Source organism: Cellulomonas endometrii (assembly GCF_949769265.1).
In the GTDB taxonomy this organism is placed as follows: Bacteria; Actinomycetota; Actinomycetes; order Actinomycetales; family Cellulomonadaceae; genus Cellulomonas; species Cellulomonas endometrii.
Genome location: NZ_CATKPC010000013.1, coordinates 60,631 through 77,426, shown reverse-complemented (window position 1 = coordinate 77,426; position 16,796 = coordinate 60,631). Strand labels below are relative to the sequence as shown.

14 protein-coding genes are annotated in these 16,796 nt (G+C 75.9%); 9 read left to right on the top strand and 5 right to left on the bottom strand.

The features are described 5' to 3' along the window. Positions 1–41: 41 nt before the first annotated feature. The 3 genes from QNH85_RS14140 to QNH85_RS14130 all read right to left on the bottom strand — a co-directional run bounded on the left by QNH85_RS14140 (position 42) and on the right by QNH85_RS14130 (position 2,730). Positions 42–626: a YdeI/OmpD-associated family protein gene (locus QNH85_RS14140; protein WP_282947399.1), complete on the bottom strand. Its 585-nt coding sequence runs from the start codon at positions 624–626 to the stop codon at positions 42–44. Between the two features lie 8 nt (positions 627–634). Beyond that, positions 635–2,158, bottom strand: coding sequence for an amino acid permease (locus QNH85_RS14135; RefSeq protein WP_282947397.1), 1,524 nt, complete (start codon positions 2,156–2,158; stop codon positions 635–637). A gap of 107 nt (positions 2,159–2,265) precedes the next feature. Beyond that, the gene (locus tag QNH85_RS14130; protein WP_213280729.1) at positions 2,266–2,730 is read right to left on the bottom strand and encodes a tRNA (cytidine(34)-2'-O)-methyltransferase; all 465 of its coding nucleotides are present in this window, start codon (positions 2,728–2,730) and stop codon (positions 2,266–2,268) included. A 129-nt stretch (positions 2,731–2,859) separates the two neighbouring features. Between QNH85_RS14130 and mgrA the strand changes: the two genes are divergently transcribed. Together mgrA and QNH85_RS14120 are read left to right on the top strand one after the other, a co-directional pair. After that, positions 2,860–3,900: an L-glyceraldehyde 3-phosphate reductase gene (mgrA, locus tag QNH85_RS14125; RefSeq protein WP_282947396.1), complete on the top strand. Its 1,041-nt coding sequence runs from the start codon at positions 2,860–2,862 to the stop codon at positions 3,898–3,900. 2 nt (positions 3,901–3,902) lie between these two features. Continuing rightward, positions 3,903–4,826, top strand: coding sequence for an alpha/beta hydrolase (locus QNH85_RS14120; RefSeq protein ID WP_282947472.1), 924 nt, complete (start codon positions 3,903–3,905; stop codon positions 4,824–4,826). A gap of 8 nt (positions 4,827–4,834) precedes the next feature. On the opposite strand, the gene QNH85_RS14115 is transcribed toward QNH85_RS14120, so the two are convergent. Together QNH85_RS14115 and recQ are read right to left on the bottom strand one after the other, a co-directional pair. Beyond that, a complete protein-coding gene (locus QNH85_RS14115) occupies positions 4,835–5,803 on the bottom strand; it encodes an AEC family transporter (RefSeq protein WP_282947395.1) in 969 nt (322 codons plus the stop codon). Further along, positions 5,803–7,869, bottom strand: coding sequence for a DNA helicase RecQ (gene recQ, locus QNH85_RS14110; protein WP_428830413.1), 2,067 nt, complete (start codon positions 7,867–7,869; stop codon positions 5,803–5,805). Before recQ ends, QNH85_RS14115 begins: the two co-directional genes overlap by 1 nt. 188 nt (positions 7,870–8,057) lie before the next feature. On the opposite strand from recQ, the gene QNH85_RS14105 reads away from it, so the two are divergent. The 7 genes from QNH85_RS14105 to eda all read left to right on the top strand — a co-directional run bounded on the left by QNH85_RS14105 (position 8,058) and on the right by eda (position 16,719). Further along, positions 8,058–9,104: an iron-siderophore ABC transporter substrate-binding protein gene (locus QNH85_RS14105; protein WP_282947394.1), complete on the top strand. Its 1,047-nt coding sequence runs from the start codon at positions 8,058–8,060 to the stop codon at positions 9,102–9,104. Next, positions 9,097–10,089, top strand: a complete 993-nt coding sequence (locus QNH85_RS14100) for a FecCD family ABC transporter permease (protein WP_282947393.1) — start codon at positions 9,097–9,099, stop codon at positions 10,087–10,089. Before QNH85_RS14105 ends, QNH85_RS14100 begins: the two co-directional genes overlap by 8 nt. After that, positions 10,086–11,165, top strand: coding sequence for a FecCD family ABC transporter permease (locus QNH85_RS14095; protein ID WP_282947391.1), 1,080 nt, complete (start codon positions 10,086–10,088; stop codon positions 11,163–11,165). The genes QNH85_RS14100 and QNH85_RS14095 overlap by 4 nt, the downstream gene beginning before the upstream one ends. Next, a complete protein-coding gene (locus tag QNH85_RS14090) occupies positions 11,162–11,986 on the top strand; it encodes an ABC transporter ATP-binding protein (protein WP_282947389.1) in 825 nt (274 codons plus the stop codon). Before QNH85_RS14095 ends, QNH85_RS14090 begins: the two co-directional genes overlap by 4 nt. 454 nt (positions 11,987–12,440) lie before the next feature. Next, positions 12,441–13,838, top strand: coding sequence for a magnesium transporter (gene mgtE, locus QNH85_RS14085; RefSeq protein ID WP_282947388.1), 1,398 nt, complete (start codon positions 12,441–12,443; stop codon positions 13,836–13,838). Between the two features lie 31 nt (positions 13,839–13,869). Beyond that, on the top strand, positions 13,870–14,658 hold the full coding sequence (locus QNH85_RS14080; protein WP_282947387.1) for an IclR family transcriptional regulator: 789 nt from the start codon (positions 13,870–13,872) through the stop codon (positions 14,656–14,658). Positions 14,659–14,829: 171 nt separating this feature from the next. Further along, a complete protein-coding gene (gene eda, locus QNH85_RS20060; RefSeq protein WP_428830412.1) occupies positions 14,830–16,719 on the top strand; it encodes a bifunctional 4-hydroxy-2-oxoglutarate aldolase/2-dehydro-3-deoxy-phosphogluconate aldolase in 1,890 nt (629 codons plus the stop codon). The last annotated feature ends 77 nt before the right edge of the window (positions 16,720–16,796 follow it).

The following is a 16,796-nucleotide window of genomic DNA, read 5'->3' as shown; positions in this document are numbered from 1 at the left end:
TCACCGCGGCGCCGGCACCGCCCTCGCCGCCCTCACCGCCCTCACCGCCGGGCGGGCACGCCCTCCGCGGCCGACCGGGCCGCCTCGGCCACCCGCGGGGCCCGGGTCTCCGGCCGCCGCGCGTCAGCCAGCCAGCGCAGCACCGCCTTGCGGGCTCCCGGCCGGAACGCGTCCCAGTGCGCCCGCGCCCCGGGCAGCGCGTCGAGCGCCGCCGTGAGGTCGTCCGGCTCCACGAGCGCCTCGACGTCGTCCAGCAGCGTCCAGGACCCGTCCGCCTGCGCCGCCGCGACGACCGCCGCCCCGGCGGGCTGCATGCGCCCCGAGGCCTCCAGGCGCGCGACCCGCTCCTTGCTCAGGCGCGACCAGACGCTCCCCGGCCGGCGCGGGGTGAACCACAGCATCGTGACCTCGTCGTCCGGCGACCACGCCTGCCCGTCGATCCAGCCGACGGCCAGCGCCTCGGCCACGAGCTCCTCGTAGCCGAACGTCGGCCGGCCGGTCGCGGGCTTCCACCGGGCCAGCCACACCCCGTCGGAGGTCGCGTGGTGCGCGGCGAGCCAGTCGCGCCACTGCTCCGGGGTCTCGGCGTGGAACCGCGGGGCGTCCGCGAGCCGGCCGGTCGGCACGCCGGGCCTCAGTGACCGCCGGCGGGGGCGGGCAGCTCGTCCGCCGCGTCCGGGGCCTCCCCGCGGCCGATGCGCGAGTGCCGGTAGGAGTAGACGGCGTAGATGACCATGCCGACCGCGAGCCAGGCGGCGAACCGCAGCCAGGTCAGCGTCGTGAGGTTGGACATCAGCCACAGGCAGGCGACGCCCGAGATGATCGGCAGCGCGGGCGACCACGGCACCTTGAACCCGCGGGTCAGGTCGGGGCGGGTGCGGCGGAGGATCGGGATGCCGAAGCTGACCAGCACGAACGCCGACAGCGTGCCGATGTTGATCATCTCCTCCAGCAGCTCGACCTTCGACAGCCCGGCGATCAGCGCCACCACGATGCCGGTGCCGACCTGCAGGCGGATCGGCGTCTTGTACTTCGCCGAGGTGCGGGACAGGCCGCGGGGGAGCAGCCCGTCACGGCTCATCGCGAACACGATGCGCGTCAGGCCGAGCAGCAGCACCATGATCACCGAGGTCAGGCCGACGAGGATGCCCACCGAGATGACCTTGCCCGCCCAGTCCGCGCCGACCAGCACGAAGGCGGTGGTCAGCGACGGCGACTCGGACGCCGCGAGGTCGGTGTAGGAGACCATGCCGGTGACCACCACGGTGACCAGGATGTACAGGACGGTGACGATCGCCAGGCCGCCGAGGATGCCGCGCGGCACCGCGCGCTGCGGGTTCTTGGTCTCCTCGGCCGTCGTGGCGACGACGTCGAAGCCGATGAACGCGAAGAACACGAGCGCCGCGCCGGACAGCAGGCCCATGACGCCGTAGGTCGAGGGCTCGAGGCCCGACAGGAACGCGAACAGCGGCTGGTGCAGGCCCGAGGCGGACTCCGCCGGCTGCGACGGCGGGATGAACGGCGAGTAGTTCTCGGCCCGCACGTAGAAGAAGCCGGCGACGATGACGAACAGCGTGATGCCGACCTTGATGATCGTGAACACGCTGTTCACGCGGGTGCTCAGCTTGGTGCCGACGGCGAGCAGCGTCGTGAAGACGCCGACCACGAGCACCGGGCCCCACTCGAGGTCGACCGGCCCGAGCTCCAGGGTGGTGGGCAGGTCGACGCCGAACAGGCCGAACGCGTCAGACAGGTACACGCCCCAGAACTTCGCGATCACGGCGGCCGCGAGCAGCATCTCGAGGATGAGGTCCCAGCCGATGATCCACGCGACCAGCTCACCGGCGGTGGCGTAGGAGAACGTGTACGCGGACCCGGCGACCGGCAGGGTCGACGCGAACTCGGCGTAGCACATGATCGCCAGCGCGCAGACGACGGAGGCGATGAGGAACGAGATGATCACGCCGGGGCCGGCGTAGTTCGCGGCGGCCGTCGCGCCGACGGAGAAGATGCCCGCGCCGACCGCGACCGCCACGCCGAGCACCGCGAGGTCCCACGCGGTGAGGTCCCGGCGGAGCGACCGGTCCGGGTCGTCGGTCGTGGCGAGCGCGTGCTCGACGGACTTGCGGCGCAGGACGCTGCGGTTCGAGATGGGCACCGGGGGGCTCCTCGGTCGGCTGAGGTGGACGGGCCGCGTGAGCATGTCGGAGCCCGCGCCCCTTCGCGCGCCGAGGTCCGACACGTGAGACCCGATCGGGCGACTTGTCAGATACCGCCCGGGAAGCCTAGCTGCCGCCACGCCTCGTAGACAGCGGTGGCGGCCGCGTTGGTGAGGTTCAGCGAGCGGCGGCCGGGCAGCATCGGGATCCGCAGCCGCGCGGTCACGCCGGGGTGCTCCAGGGCCTCCGGCGGCAGCCCGGTCGGCTCCGGGCCGAACAGCAGCGCGTCCCCGTCCTGGTAGGACACGTCGGTGAACCGCTGCTCGGTGTGCGTCGTGAACGCGAACACCCGCGAGCCGGCCAGCGCCGTCATCGCCGCGTCGAGGTCCGGGTGCACGACGACGTGCGCGAGGTCGTGGTAGTCCAGGCCCGCCCGCTTGAGCCGCGGCTCGTCCATGACGAAGCCGAGCGGCTCGACCAGGTGCAGGGTCGCCCCGGTGGCGGCGGCCAGCCGGATGGCGTTGCCGGTGTTGCCGGGGATGCGGGGCTCGAAGAAGACGACGTGCAGCACCGGGCGATCCTCTCACCGGCGCCGGCCGGCACCCACCGGCACCCCACCGGCACCGGACGGTGGGTGATGTCGCAGGTGGGCGTTAGCGTGGGCAGCTGACGACCCCGTGCACTGCCCGAGAGGACCTCGATGCCGACCATGCCCCCGTACCGCGCCGCCGACGACCGGTACGACCGGATGCCGTACCGCCGCACCGGCCGCAGCGGGCTGGACCTGCCCGCGCTGTCCCTGGGCCTGTGGCACAACTTCGGCGACGTGACCCCGATGGAGACCCAGCGCGCGGTCATCCGGCGGGCGTTCGACCTCGGCATCACGCACTTCGACCTCGCGAACAACTACGGCCCGCCGTACGGCTCCGCGGAGGCGAACTTCGGCCGGCACCTCGCCCAGGACCTCGCGCCGTACCGCGACGAGCTCGTCATCTCGTCCAAGGCGGGCTACGACATGTGGCCGGGCCCGTACGGCGACGGCGGCTCCCGCAAGTACCTGCTGTCCTCGCTCGACCAGTCCCTCACCCGGCTCGGGCTCGACTACGTCGACGTCTTCTACTCGCACCGCCCGGACGAGTCCGTGCCGCTCGAGGAGACGATGGGCGCCCTGCACACCGCCGTGACGAGCGGCAAGGCGCTGTACGCCGGCATCTCGAACTACTCGCCGTCCCGCACCCGCGAGGCCGCGCGCATCCTGGCGGACCTCGGCACCCCGCTGCTGATCCACCAGCCCAGCTACTCGATGTTCAACCGGCACGTCGAGCGGGTCGCCGAGGGCGAGTCGGAGTCGCTGCTCGACGCCGTCGGGGACCTCGGCGTCGGGATGATCGTGTTCTCCCCGCTGCAGCAGGGGCTGCTGACCGGCCGCTACCTCTCCGGCGACGTCCCGGCCGGCTCGCGCGCCGCCACCAGCCGGTTCCTGTCCGCCGACGCGATCAGCGAGACGTACCTGTCCCGGGCGCGGGCCCTGAACGCGATCGCGGAGGCGCGTGGCCAGTCCCTGGCGCAGCTCGCGCTCACGTGGGTGCTGCGCGACCAGCGCGCCACGTCCGCGATCATCGGCGCGTCGTCGGTCGAGCAGCTGGAGGACAACGTCGCCGCCCTCACCGCCGCGCCGCTCACGGACGAGGAGATCGCCGCGATCGAGCCGCACGCCGTCGACGGCACGGCCCGCCGGTGAGCATGGCGGCGGGCGGTGCGCCGGGTGCGCCGGCACCCGGTGCGCCGGTGCCGGTCGTGCTGCTGCACGGCCTCACGGACTCGGCCGCGTGCTGGCCGACGGTGCTGCACCGGTACGAGGACGCCGGGCGGACCGTCGTCGCGCTGAACGCCCGCGGGCACGGCGGCAGCACGCTGCCCGACGAGCCGTTCACGATCGCCGCGCTCGCGGCCGACGCCGCGCTGGCCCTCCGGTCGCTGGACCTCGGGCCCGCGCTGGTCGTCGGGCACTCCATGGGCGGGGTCACGGCGCAGGAGCTCGCGCTGGTCGCGCCGGAGCTCGTCGCGGGGCTGGTGCTGGAGGACCCGGCGTGGCACGACCGCGGGACGGCCCGCACGGTGGGCGACGGCGCCGAGGTGGTCGGGATCGCGGGCGACGCCGGTGCGCCGGAGCGCCGCGAGCCGGAGGGTGGCGAACCGGTGGGCGGGCGTCCCGCGTGGCTCGCGCCCGCGATCGCGGAGGTCGCCGGGCGCACGGTCGAGCAGATCGCCGCCCGGGGCCGGATCGACAACCCCGGCTGGTCCGAGGCGGAGGTGCTGGGCTGGGCGGAGGCCAAGAGCCAGCTCGACCCGAGGCTCGCGGAGGTGCCGCACGACTGGGTGGGCCGGGACTGGGTCGAGGCGCTCGACGGCGTCCGGGTGCCCGTCACCCTGCTCACCGCCGAGCCCGGGCGGGGCGTCGTCACGCCGCGGCAGGCCGCACGGGCGGTCGAGGTGCTCGGCGCCGCGCCCGACGGGCTGCTCACGCACGTGCCGGTGGCCGGGGCGGGGCACAACATCCGCCGCGAGGCGCTGGACGTGTACCTCGCGGCGCTCGACGCGGCCGTCGCCGCCGCGGACGCCGCAGCAGCAGGGGACGCCGCGGCGGGGTCCGGGCCGCGCGGCTGATCCGGGGGTCAGCCCAGCAGCGCGGCGATCACCAGCAGCGACGGGATCGCCAGCACGGTGGTGACCAGCCCGGCGTCGCGGGCCAGCGCGGTGCCCTGCCGGTACTGGATCGCGTAGACCAGCACGTTCTGGGCGGTCGGCAGCGCGGACACCACCGCGACCGCGAGCAGCGCCTCGCCGCGCAGCCCGAGCAGCGTGCCGAGCCCGATGGCCAGCGCCGGGTGCACCACGGAGCGGAGCACCGCCACGAGCGCCACGTCCCCGCGCGGCGCGGCCTCCGCCCCGACCCGGGGGACGGCGAGCGACATGCCGAACGTCAGCAGCGCGAGCGGCGGTGCGGCGGCCCCGAGCAGCGCGAACGGCTGGAGCACGACGTCCGGCAGGGTCCACGGCAGCGCGGCCAGGGCGATCCCGACGAGCGTGCCGATGATCACCGGGTTCCGCAGGGTGCGGCGCAGCACCGACCGCAGGGTGCCGAGCCGGGCGGCGGGGACCGGCTCGGCGACGGCCGCGTCGCCGACCGCCCGCGCGCGCCGGGTGCGGGCGTCGAGGACGACGAGCGCCAGCGGCCCGAGGACGAGCTGCTGGTACAGCGTCGGCGGCACCACGCTGACGATGCTGCCCAGCAGGTAGGCCGTCAGCGGGATGCCGATGTTGCCGGCGTTGACGTAGGACGACGCCAGGACGCCGACCACGAGGTCGCCCGCGGGCCGGCGGCGGACCAGCCCGAGCACCGCCGCCGCGACCAGCGCGACGACGGTCGTGGTGGCGAACGTGACGAGCGCGGACCGGGACACCAGGAGGCCGAGGTCGGCCCGCCCCAGCGTGTCGATGAGCAGCGCGGGCGTCGCGACCGTGAACGCGGTGCCCGCGAGCACCCGCTGCGCGCCCTCACCGAGCGCGCCGGTCCGCCCGACGAACCAGCCCGCGGCGACGACGACGGCGATCGTGCCGAGCGCGGACAGGACGGCCAGCATCAGGCGTCGGTGCCGCCCGCCGCCTCCACGTCGTCCTCGCCCGCCGGGCGGCCCTCGACCGTCGCGATGACGCCGGGGCCGTACCGGTCGAGCTTCGCCGCGCCGACGCCGCTCACCTGCGACAGCGCGTCGAGGTCGGCGGGCCGGGCGACGGCGATGTCCCGGAGCGTCGCGTCGTGGAACACGACGTACGCGGGGACGCCCTGCTCCTTGGCCGCGGCGGCCCGCCAGGTGCGGAGCCGCTGGAACAGCGCGGCGGCGTCGTCCCCGAGCTCCGGGGCGGCGGCCCCACCCGCGGCCCCACCGGCAGCGCCCCCGCGGCGTCCCCCGCCCGAGGAGCGGGAGCCGCGCGCCGAGCGGGCGGCGGTGTCGTGCCGCAGGGGGACGGGGCGCTCGCCCCGCAGCACCGCGGCGCTCGCCTCGGTCAGGCGCAGCGTCCCGTAGCCGTCGGAGTCCACGCCGAGCAGCCCCTGGGCGAGCAGCTGCCGCACGACGCCGCGCCACTGGGTGTCGCTCAGGTCGGACCCGATGCCGAACACCGGCAGCGAGGCGTGCCCGAGCTGGTCGATCCGCGGCGTGTGCTTGCCGAGCAGGATGTCGACGAGGTGGCCGGCGCCGTAGTGCTGGCCGCGCTCGCGCTCGAGGCGGACGACGGTGGACAGCAGCTTCTGCGCCGGGACGGTGCCGTCCCAGGTCTGCGGCGGTGCGAGGCACGTGTCGCAGTTGCCGCACGGCTCGGCGTCCTGCCCGAAGTAGGCGAGCAGCTGCACGCGGCGGCAGCTGACGGTCTCGCAGAGCGCGAGCATCGCGTCGAGGTGCGCGGACAGCCGCCGGCGGTGGGCGGCGTCGCCGTCGGAGGTGTCGATCATCCGGCGCTGCTGCACGACGTCCTGCAGGCCGTACGCGAGCCACGCCGTCGAGGGCTGCCCGTCGCGTCCGGCGCGGCCGGTCTCCTGGTAGTAGCCCTCGACGGACTTCGGCAGGTCGAGGTGCGCGACGAACCGCACGTCGGGCTTGTCGATGCCCATGCCGAACGCGATGGTCGCGACCATCACCAGGCCGTCCTCGCGCAGGAACCGGGACTGGTTGCGCGCGCGGACCTGCCGGTCGAGACCGGCGTGGTACGGCAGCGCGGTGATGCCCTGGGCGGAGAGGAACTCGGCCGTCTGCTCCACCGAGCTGCGGGACAGGCAGTAGACGATGCCGGAGTCGCCGGGGTGCTCGGTGCGCAGCAGCTCGAGCAGCTGCTGCCGGGGGCTGGCCTTCGGCACGATCCGGTACTGGATGTTCGGCCGGTCGAAGGACGCGACGAACTGCCGGGCGTCCGTGAGCTCCAGGCGCTGGGCGATCTCGGTGCGGGTGGCGTCGGTCGCGGTGGCGGTGAGCGCGATCCGGGGGACGCCGGGCCAGCGCTCGTGCAGCACGGACAGGCCCAGGTAGTCGGGGCGGAAGTCGTGCCCCCACTGCGACACGCAGTGCGCCTCGTCGATCGCGAACAGGCTGAGGGCGCAGCGGTCGAGCAGCGCGAGGGTCTCCGGGACGCGCAGGCGCTCCGGCGCGAGGTAGAGCAGGTCGAGCTCGCCGTCGAGCAGGGCCCGCTCGACCGCCCGGCGCTGGGCGAGGTCCTGCGAGGAGTTGAGGAACCCGGCGCGCACCCCGAGGGCCGAGAGCGCGTCGACCTGGTCCTGCATGAGGGCGATCAGCGGCGAGACGACGACCCCGGTGCCCTCCCGGACGAGCGCGGGCACCTGGTAGCACAGGGACTTGCCGCCACCGGTGGGCATGAGCACGAGCGCGTCGCCGCCCGCGACCACCGTGTCGATGATCTCGGCCTGCTCGCCGCGGAACGCGTCGTAGCCCCAGACCTCGCGCAGCACGTCGACGGCGGGCCGGCCGGCGGTGGTGGAGTGCGCCGGGCGGGGGACGGGGCGCGGCTCGGCCGGGTCACCGGCGGCTGCGGCCGCGCGGGAGTACGCCGGCTCGTACGGCGGCTCGTCGGCCGGGTCGTACGGCGGCTCCTCGGGCAGCGGCCACTCGTCGTCCCATGCCTGCGTCACGCCGTCCAGCCTAGTGGCGGCAGGACGACCCGCCCCCGTCGTCCCCAGGGGCGTCGCGGGAGCCGGGCTTCTCCACCGCGCCGGCCATGAGTAAGGTAAGGCGACGCTAACCTTGGCGCTCCGGGCGGATCGCCGGCCGGACGCCCGCGGCGGGCAGCCACGCTCCCGACCAGCGCCCCTGCACCGAAAGGCTCTCCATGCACCCGACCTCTGCGCGCTCGCTGCGCCGCCGCCCCGCGCTCGCCGTCACCCTCGTGGTCGGCGCCCTGGCCCTGACCGCCTGCGGCGGCTCCGACGACCCGGCCTCGGGCGACGCGAGCAGCGCGGCGTCCGGCGACTTCGAGCCGGTCACCATCGAGAGCGCGCTCGGCGAGGCGGTCATCGAGGAGCAGCCGGAGCGCGTCGTCACGCTCGGCCAGGGCTCCGCGGAGACGGCCATCGCGCTCGGCGTGGTGCCGGTCGGCATCGAGGAGTACCCCTGGGGCAGCGACGAGACCGGGTACCTGCCCTGGATCCACGACGCCGTCGAGGACCTCGGCGCGGAGCTGCCGGTCCAGTTCACCGGCGGCGAGGAGATCGACGTCGACACGATCCTCGAGCTCGAGCCCGACGTGATCCTCGCCCCGTGGTCCGGCATCACGCAGGAGCAGTTCGACCTGCTGTCCGACATCGCCCCGACGGTCGCCTACCCCGACCTGCCGTGGAGCACCGACTGGGACCAGCAGATCGAGACGGTCGCCACCGCCCTCGGCCACGCGGACGAGGCCCAGGGCCTCATCGACGGCATCGAGCAGGAGTGGGCGGACGCCGCGGCGGAGCACCCGGAGTACGCCGACCTCACGTTCTCGTTCATCTACACGACCGGCCCCGGCACGCTCGGCGTCTTCCTGCCCGACGAGCAGCGCGTCGCCATGGTCCGCGGCCTCGGCCTGCAGGTCGACCCGGTCGTCGAGACCTTCGAGGAGACCGAGGGCACCGACTCCGCCGTCATCGGCCTGGAGAACGCGGACCAGCTGAAGGACTCCGACCTGGTCTTCACCTTCTACTCCAGCCCGGAGTCGAAGGAGGAGGTCGTCGCCCAGCCGCTGTACCAGTCGATCCCCGCGATCGCCCGGGACTCCGTCGTGGCGCCGTCCGACCAGCCGTTCGTCACCGGCTCCTCGATCATCACGCCGCTGACCGTGCCGTGGGGGATCGACGAGTACACCGCGCTGATCGACGAGGCCGTCGCGAAGCTTGGCTGACACCGGCAGGCGGACCGCCGCCCTCCTCGGCTGCACCCTGCTGCTGGTGGCGGTCTGCCTCGTCGGACTGGTGGCCGGCAGCAGGGTGACGTCGGTCGCCGACGTGCTGGCCGCGCTGCAGGGCCACGGCGACGAGTACGTCCGGACGGTCGTGGACAGCCGGATCCCTCGCACGCTGCTCGGCGTCGTCGTCGGCGCGGCGCTCGCGGTGTCCGGCGTCCTCATCCAGGGCATCACCCGCAACCCGCTCGGCGACCCGGGGCTGCTCGGCGTGCACGTCGGGGCGTCGGCCGCCGTGGTCACCGCGACGGCGTTCCTCGGCTTCGGCGGCGGGCGCGCGACCGTGTGGGTGGCCCTGCCGGGTGCGCTGCTCACCGTCCTGGTCGTGTACCTCGTCGGCGGGCGGCGCACCGAGGGCAGCGCCGTGCCGCTCGTGCTGACCGGGGCGGTGGTGTCCGCGGTGCTCGGCTCGTACATCCAGGGCGTCACGCTCCAGCGGCCGCAGGTCTTCGACTCCTACCGGTACTGGGTGGTCGGGTCGCTGGCCGGGCGGGACCTGTCGGCGCTCGCGGACGTGGCGCCGTTCGTGGTCGCCGGCCTGCTGCTCGCGGCCGTGCTCGCGTCCGGCCTCAACGTGCTCGCGCTCGGCGAGGCCACGGCGACCGCGCTCGGCGCCCGCACGGCGTGGGTGCGCGCCGGCGGCATCCTCGCCGCGGCGGTGCTCAGCGCCGCCGCGACCGCGGCCATCGGCCCGATCGTGTTCGTCGGCCTGGCGGTGCCGCACGTCGTGCGCGCGGTGGCCGGTGCCGACCACCGGTGGCAGCTGCCGTTCGCGGTGGTGCTCGGCGGCGTGCTGCTGGTGGGGTCCGACATCGTCGGCCGGGTGGTCGCGCGTCCCGAGGAGCTCATGGTCGGCGTCGTCACCGCGTTCGTCGGCGCGCCGTTCCTGCTCCACGCCGTCCGGCGCGCGCGGGTGGGCTCGTGACCGCGGCGCCCCCGGTGACCCGGGCCGCCGCGCCGCCGGCCGGCCGGCCCGCCCGGGTGCTGCGCGTGGGCCGCGTGCTCGCGCTGCCGGTGAATCCGCGCGCGCTCACGTGGGGCGGCGTGCTGGTGCTCGCGCTGCTGGCGGCCGGCGTGGCCACGCTGACCCTCGGCCGGCTCGGCATCCCGCTCGCGGACCTGCCCGGGACGCTGCTGCACGACCCGGGCGGCAAGGCGGGCTTCGTGCTGCACCGGCTCCGCGGGCCGCGGCTCGTCGTCTCCGCCGGCGTCGGCGCCGCGCTCGGGCTCTCCGGGGCCCTGTTCCAGACGGTGACGCGGAACCCGCTCGGCAGCCCGGACGTCATCGGGCTCGGCGCGGGCGCGGGAGCCGGGGCCGCGCTCGCCGCGCTGCTCTGGCCGGGCGTCGTCCCGGTCCCGCTCGGGGCGCTCGCCGGCGCCGGCGTGGCGATGCTGCTGGTCGCGCTGGCCACCGGCACGGGCTTCGGCTCGCCCGGCCGGGTCATCGTCGCGGGGATCGGCGTGGCGGCGATGGCCAGCGCCGTGACGCAGTACGTGGTCTCGACGGTGCTGCGGGACCAGGCCGCGCAGCTCGCCGCGTACCTCACCGGGTCGGTCGCCGCCGCGTCGTGGGCGGACGCGCGGCTGATCGGGCTCGCGCTGCTGGTGGTCCTCCCGCTCGCCCTGGTGCTGTCCGACCGGCTCCGGCTGATCGAGATGGGCGACGAGCTGGCCGACACGCTCGGCGGGCAGGCCCGGCGGACCCGCGCGCTGGCGATCCTGGTCGCGGTGCTGGCCGCCGCGGCGGCCGCCACCGTCGCCGGCCCGATCGCCTTCGTCGCGCTGACCGCGCCCCAGGTGGCGCGCCGGCTCACCGGCTCGGCCGGCGCCGGGGTCCTCGCGGCGGCGGTCACCGGCGCGCTGGTCATGGTGGTCGCCGACCTGGTGGTGCAGCAGGCGCCCTGGGCCGACGGGCTGCCGGTCGGCATCCTCACCGGCGCGGTCGGTGGGGCCTACCTCGGGTTCCTGCTCCTGGCGGAGTGGCGGAAGGGACGGATGTGACGACGACGGCGACCGACGCGGGGACGAGGACCGCGGGCCTGGCGGCGCGGGGGCTGACCCTCGCGTACGACCGGCTCGTCGTGGCGCGGGACCTGGACCTCGACGTGCCGACCGGCGGCTTCACCGCGATCGTCGGCCCCAACGGCTGCGGCAAGTCGACGCTCCTCAAGGCGCTCGCCCGCACGCACCGGCCCGACGCCGGGGAGGTGCTGCTGGACGGGCGGCCGATCGGCACGTACCGCAGCAAGGAGGTCGCGCGCCGCCTCGCGTTCCTGCCGCAGTCGCCCGTCGCGCCCGACCAGGTGCGGGTCCGGGACCTCGTCGGGCGCGGGCGGCACCCCTACCACTCCGTGCTCCGGCAGTGGCGCCCCGAGGACGCCGGGATCGTCGACGCGGCCCTCGCCGCCACCGGGGTCGCCGACCTCGCGGACCGGCCGGTCGCCGACCTGTCCGGCGGGCAGCGGCAGCGGGTCTGGCTCGCGCTCGTGCTCGCGCAGGACACGCGGTACGTGCTGCTGGACGAGCCGACCACGTTCCTGGACATCGCGAACCAGATCGACCTGCTGGACCTGTGCCAGGACCTGCACCACGACGGCCGCACGGTCGTCGCGGTGCTGCACGACCTCAACCAGGCGGCCCGGTACGCGACGCACCTCGTCGTCATGCGCGACGGCGCCGTCGTCGCGCAGGGGGAGCCCGCCGCGGTGATCACCGCGGAGCTCGTGCAGGACGTCTTCGGCCTCGCGTGCGAGATCGTGCCGGACCCCCAGGTCGGCGCGCCGCTGGTGGTGCCGCTCGCCCGGACGGCACGCCGACGCTGACCCGCGCGTCGACGCGGACCGCGACGGGTTGGCAGGCTCCCGGCCGGAGTCTAGGGTTCGGGTCGGGCCGACCGGCCCGCCCGCACGACGGCGAGGAGGTGGACGCGATGGACGACACCGCGAGCAGTCGGCATCCGTCGACGCCCGTCGTGCTGCGCGCGCAGGCCTGAGCCGTCCTCGACGGCGGACGGGCTCCTGCCGCGCCGGTCGTCGCGGCGTCGACGGAGCACCCGCGCCGCCACCGCGCGGCGCCCTCACCCGTCACCGGCCCCCGTCATCGACGACGCGCCGTGACGTCCGCCGTGCCACCGCCCACCGGTGTCCCGTGCCGTGCCGCCGATGGCGCGCCGCCCCGCAGCAGCGGGCCGCCGCGCCGATGACGGTGCCGCACCGGGTCCCGCCCGCGGAGCGCCGGGACGCCCCGTCGCGTGGCCCGCCCCGTCAGGAGCTCGTCATGAACCTGCCCACCCCCGTCCTGCACGCGCGCCGCCCGGCGCCCGCCCTCGACCTGCACGACGTCGTCGCCGTCGGCACCCCGCGCGCCGTGGAGCTCTGGCTCGCGTCGACCACCGACCGCCGCGCCCCCGCCGACCAGGTCGCCGACCTGTCCGACGCCCAGGTCCGCGACCTCGTCCGGCTGCTCGACCCGGCGACCGCCGCCGACCTCCTGGGCTCGCTCGACCCGCACGCCGCCGCCGAGGTGCTGCTCGTGGTGCCCGCCGCGGTCGGTGCCGGGCTGGTGGACAGCCTCGGCGCCGACGAGGCGGCCGAGGTGCTGCGGGTGCTGCCCGACGACGTGCGCGCCCGGCTGCTCGGGGCCATGCCCGTGGCCCGGTCCGCCGTGGTGCGCGGGCTCCTGGCGTGGCCGGCGGACGCCGCCGCCGCGTGGATGAACCCGGAGGTCGTGACCGTCCGCCCCACGATGACGGTGCGGGAGGCCGTCGACTCCCTGCGGGCGCAGCCCGACGCGACGGCCCGCAGCGGCGAGGTCTACGTCACGACCGCCCCGGCGGACGCCGCGGGGGCGGCTCTACTCGGCGTCGTGTCGTTCCGCGACCTGGTGCTCGCCGCGCCCGGGCGGCTGGTCGCGGACCTGATGCGGGAGGACCTCGTCGCCGTCGAGCCCACCGCGGACCGGGAGCACGCCGCCCGGCTGCTGCACGGGCACCGGCTGGCCGCGCTGCCCGTCGTGGACGAGGGGCGGCTGCTCGGCGTGCTCACGCCGGACGACGTCGCCGAGATCGTCGAGCAGGAGGCCACCGAGGACGCCGTCCGGCAGGGCGGGGCGGAGCCGATGGACGTGCCGTACCTGCGGGCCTCGCCGTTCCTGCTGTGGCGCAAGCGGATCGTGTGGATGCTCGTGCTGTTCGTCGCGTCGATGATCACGGGCAGCGTGCTGGAGGCGTACGAGGACGAGCTGGCGACCGTCCTGGCCCTCAGCTTCTTCGTGCCGCTGCTCATCGGGGCGGGCGGGAACGCCGGCACCCAGATCACGGCGACGGTGATCCGCGCGATGGCGACCGGCAGCGTCCGGCTGCGGGACGCGGGCCGGGTGGTGCGCAAGGAGCTCACGACCGGGGTCATGGTCGCGGTGACGATCGCCGGGGCGGGCTGGCTGCGCGCCTGGTGGCAGGGCGTCGGGGGCGAGGTCGCGCTGACCGTCGCGGTCTCCGCCGCGGCGATCATCGTGTGGTCCTCGCTCATCGCGTCGGTGCTGCCCCTGGTCCTGCGGCGGGTGGGGGTCGACCCGGCGGTCGGCTCGGGCCCGCTCATCACGACGCTGGTCGACGGCACCGGGCTGATCATCTACTTCTCGGTCGCGCGGGTCCTCATCACGGCGCTGGGCGGCTGAGGCACCCGCGCCGAGACCCTAGGGTGGGCGCGTGCAGGACGAGACGGACGACCGGGTCGCCGGCGCGACGCCGCCGGTGGAGGGCGTCGACCGGGCCCTGCGCGTGCTCGAGGTCGTCGCGGCCGCCGGTCCCGCCGGGGCGGCGCTCGCCGACCTGTCCGCGGCGCTCGGCGTGCACAAGACGACCGTGCACCGGTCGCTCGCGGCGCTCCGGCACCGGGACTACGTCGCCCAGGACCCCGGGACCGGGCGGTACGCGCTCGGTGCCGCGGCCCTGCGGCTCGCCGACCGGTACCTCGCGGAGGAGGACCTGCCCGCCCGGCTGCACGGGGCGCTGGTCGCGGTGTGCGCCGCCACGGACGAGCTCGTGCACCTCGGCGTCCTCAGCGGCGTGCAGGTGGTCTACCTGGACAAGGTGGAGCCGGAGCGCGCCGTGCGGGTGTGGTCCGCGGTCGGGCGCCGCAACTGGGCGGCGACCACGGCCCTCGGTCGCGCGATGCTCGCGTTCGCCGGGACCACCCGCGCCGCCCTGGACGGGTACGTGCGGGCGGTCGAGCCGGCCGGCCGGGTGGCCCTGGACCAGGTCGCCACGGAGCTCGACCGGGCGCGCGAGCGCGGCTACGCCGTCGAGGTGCAGGAGAACGAGCCCGGGATCGCCTGCCTCGCCGTGCCGCTGCTGCGCGGCGGCCGGCCCGCGGCGGCGCTGAGCATCACCGCCCCCGCGGACCGGATGGACCCCCGCCGCATGGCCGCCCTGCACGCCGAGGTGCTGCGCGTCCTGCCGCCCCTGCTGCCGGACGGCCTCGCCCTCCCGGCCTGACGCACCCCGCGTCCCGCGCGCACGCCCCTCGGGGCGCGCGCGTCCTCGTCGTGCGCGCCGTCGGCATGCGCGTCCTCGCCGTGCGCCGACGTTGATCCGCGGGGTCGTGCTGTGCCACGATCCGTTGCGGAGAGCGCAGCGAATGTTGCGCTCAGCGCAACGGAGGCTCGCATGACCGACGTCCTGACCCAGCTCGCCGCGCACCGGCTCGTGCCGGTGGTCGTCCTCGACGAGGCGCGCGACGCGGGTCCCCTGGCCCAGGCGCTCGTCGCCGGCGGGCTGCCCGTCGCCGAGGTCACGTTCCGCACCGCGGCGGCACCCGACGCGATCCGCGCGATGGCGGACCGGGGCGACGTGCTCGTCGGCGCGGGCACCGTGGTCACGCCCGAGCAGGTCGACGCGGCCGTCGCCGCCGGGGCCCGGTACCTCGTGTCGCCCGGGACCTCCCGGGCCGTGGTCGAGCGGGCCCAGGAGCACGGCGTGCCCGTCCTGCCCGGGGCCGTCACGGCGACCGAGGTGCAGGCCGCGCTCGACCTGGGACTGCGCACCGTGAAGTTCTTCCCCGCGGGCACGTCCGGCGGGAGCGGGGCGATCGCGGCGCTCGCGGCCCCGTTCGGCGGCGTCGGCTTCGTCCCCACCGGCGGCGTCGGCCCGTCGAACCTGCACGAGTACCTCGCCCTGCCGTGCGTCGCGGCGGTCGGCGGCTCGTGGATGGTCCCGCGCGACCGCCGCGACGACGGCGGGCGACCTGGACGGGGTGCAGGCGCTGGTCGCCGACGCCGTCGCGCTCGCCACCCGCCTGCGCCCGGACGTGCTGACGCCCGCCTGACCGCGGTCGCCCTGATCGACCCGCCACCCCCGACCCGCCATCCCGACCCGCCACCGCCGACCCGCCACCCCCGACCCGCCACCCCGACTCGCCACCGCCGACCCGCCACCGCCCGCCTGGAAGAGGAACCCGTGCCCCTGCAGATCCGCCCCGTCGCTGATGTCCGCTACGACGCCGTCTCGCTCGGCGAGGTGATGCTCCGCCTCGACCCGGGGGAGGGGCGGATCCGCACGGCCCGCCAGCTGCGGGTCTCGGAGGGCGGCGGCGAGTACAACGTCAGCCGTGGCCTGCGCCGCGCGTTCGGGCTGCGGGCCGCGGTGGTCACCGCGCTGGCGGACAACGAGATCGGCCGGCTGGTGGAGGACCTGGTGCTCCAGGGCGGCGTCGACACGTCGCTCATCCGGTGGCTGCCGTACGACGGCATCGGCCGCGAGGCGCGCAACGGCCTGAACTTCACCGAGCGCGGGTTCGGCGTGCGGGGCGCGGTCGGCGTCTCGGACCGGGGCCACACCGCGGTGAGCCGGCTCGCCCCGGGGGACGTCGACTGGGACCACCTGTTCGGCGAGCTCGGCGTCCGCTGGCTGCACACCGGCGGGATCTTCGCGGCCCTGTCCGACACGGCGGCCGCGACGACGCTGGAGGCGGTCACCGCGGCGAAGCGGCACGGCACGGTCGTCTCGTACGACCTGAACTACCGGCCGAGCCTGTGGCGCTCGGTCGGCGGGCAGGCCCGCGCGCAGGAGGTCAACCGCGAGATCGCGCGCCACGTGGACGTGATGATCGGCAACGAGGAGGACTTCACCGCGGCGCTCGGGTTCGCCGTCGACGGGGTGGACGAGAACCTCTCGTCGATCGAGGTCGACTCGTTCGCCCGGATGATCGAACGCGTCGCCGGGGACTTCGACGACGTCCAGGTCATCGCGACCACCCTGCGCACGGTCCGCACCGCGACGGTCAACGACTGGGGCGCCATCGCCTGGTCGCGGGAGTCCGGGCTCGTCCAGGCCACCCACCGGCCGGGGCTGGAGATCCTGGACCGCGTGGGCGGCGGCGACTCGTTCGCCTCCGGGCTGATCTACGGCCTGCTCGACGGGCAGCCGCTGCAGACGGCCGTGGAGTACGGCGCGGCGCACGGCGCGCTGGCGATGACGACGCCGGGGGACACGACGATGGCGTCGAAGGCCGAGGTGCTCAAGCTCGCGGCGGGCGGCGGCGCGCGCGTCGACCGCTGACCCGCACGGCGCGCACAGCCCGCACGGGCACGCACGACGGCCCCGCCCCTCGCGCGGAGGGACGGGGCCGTCGTGCG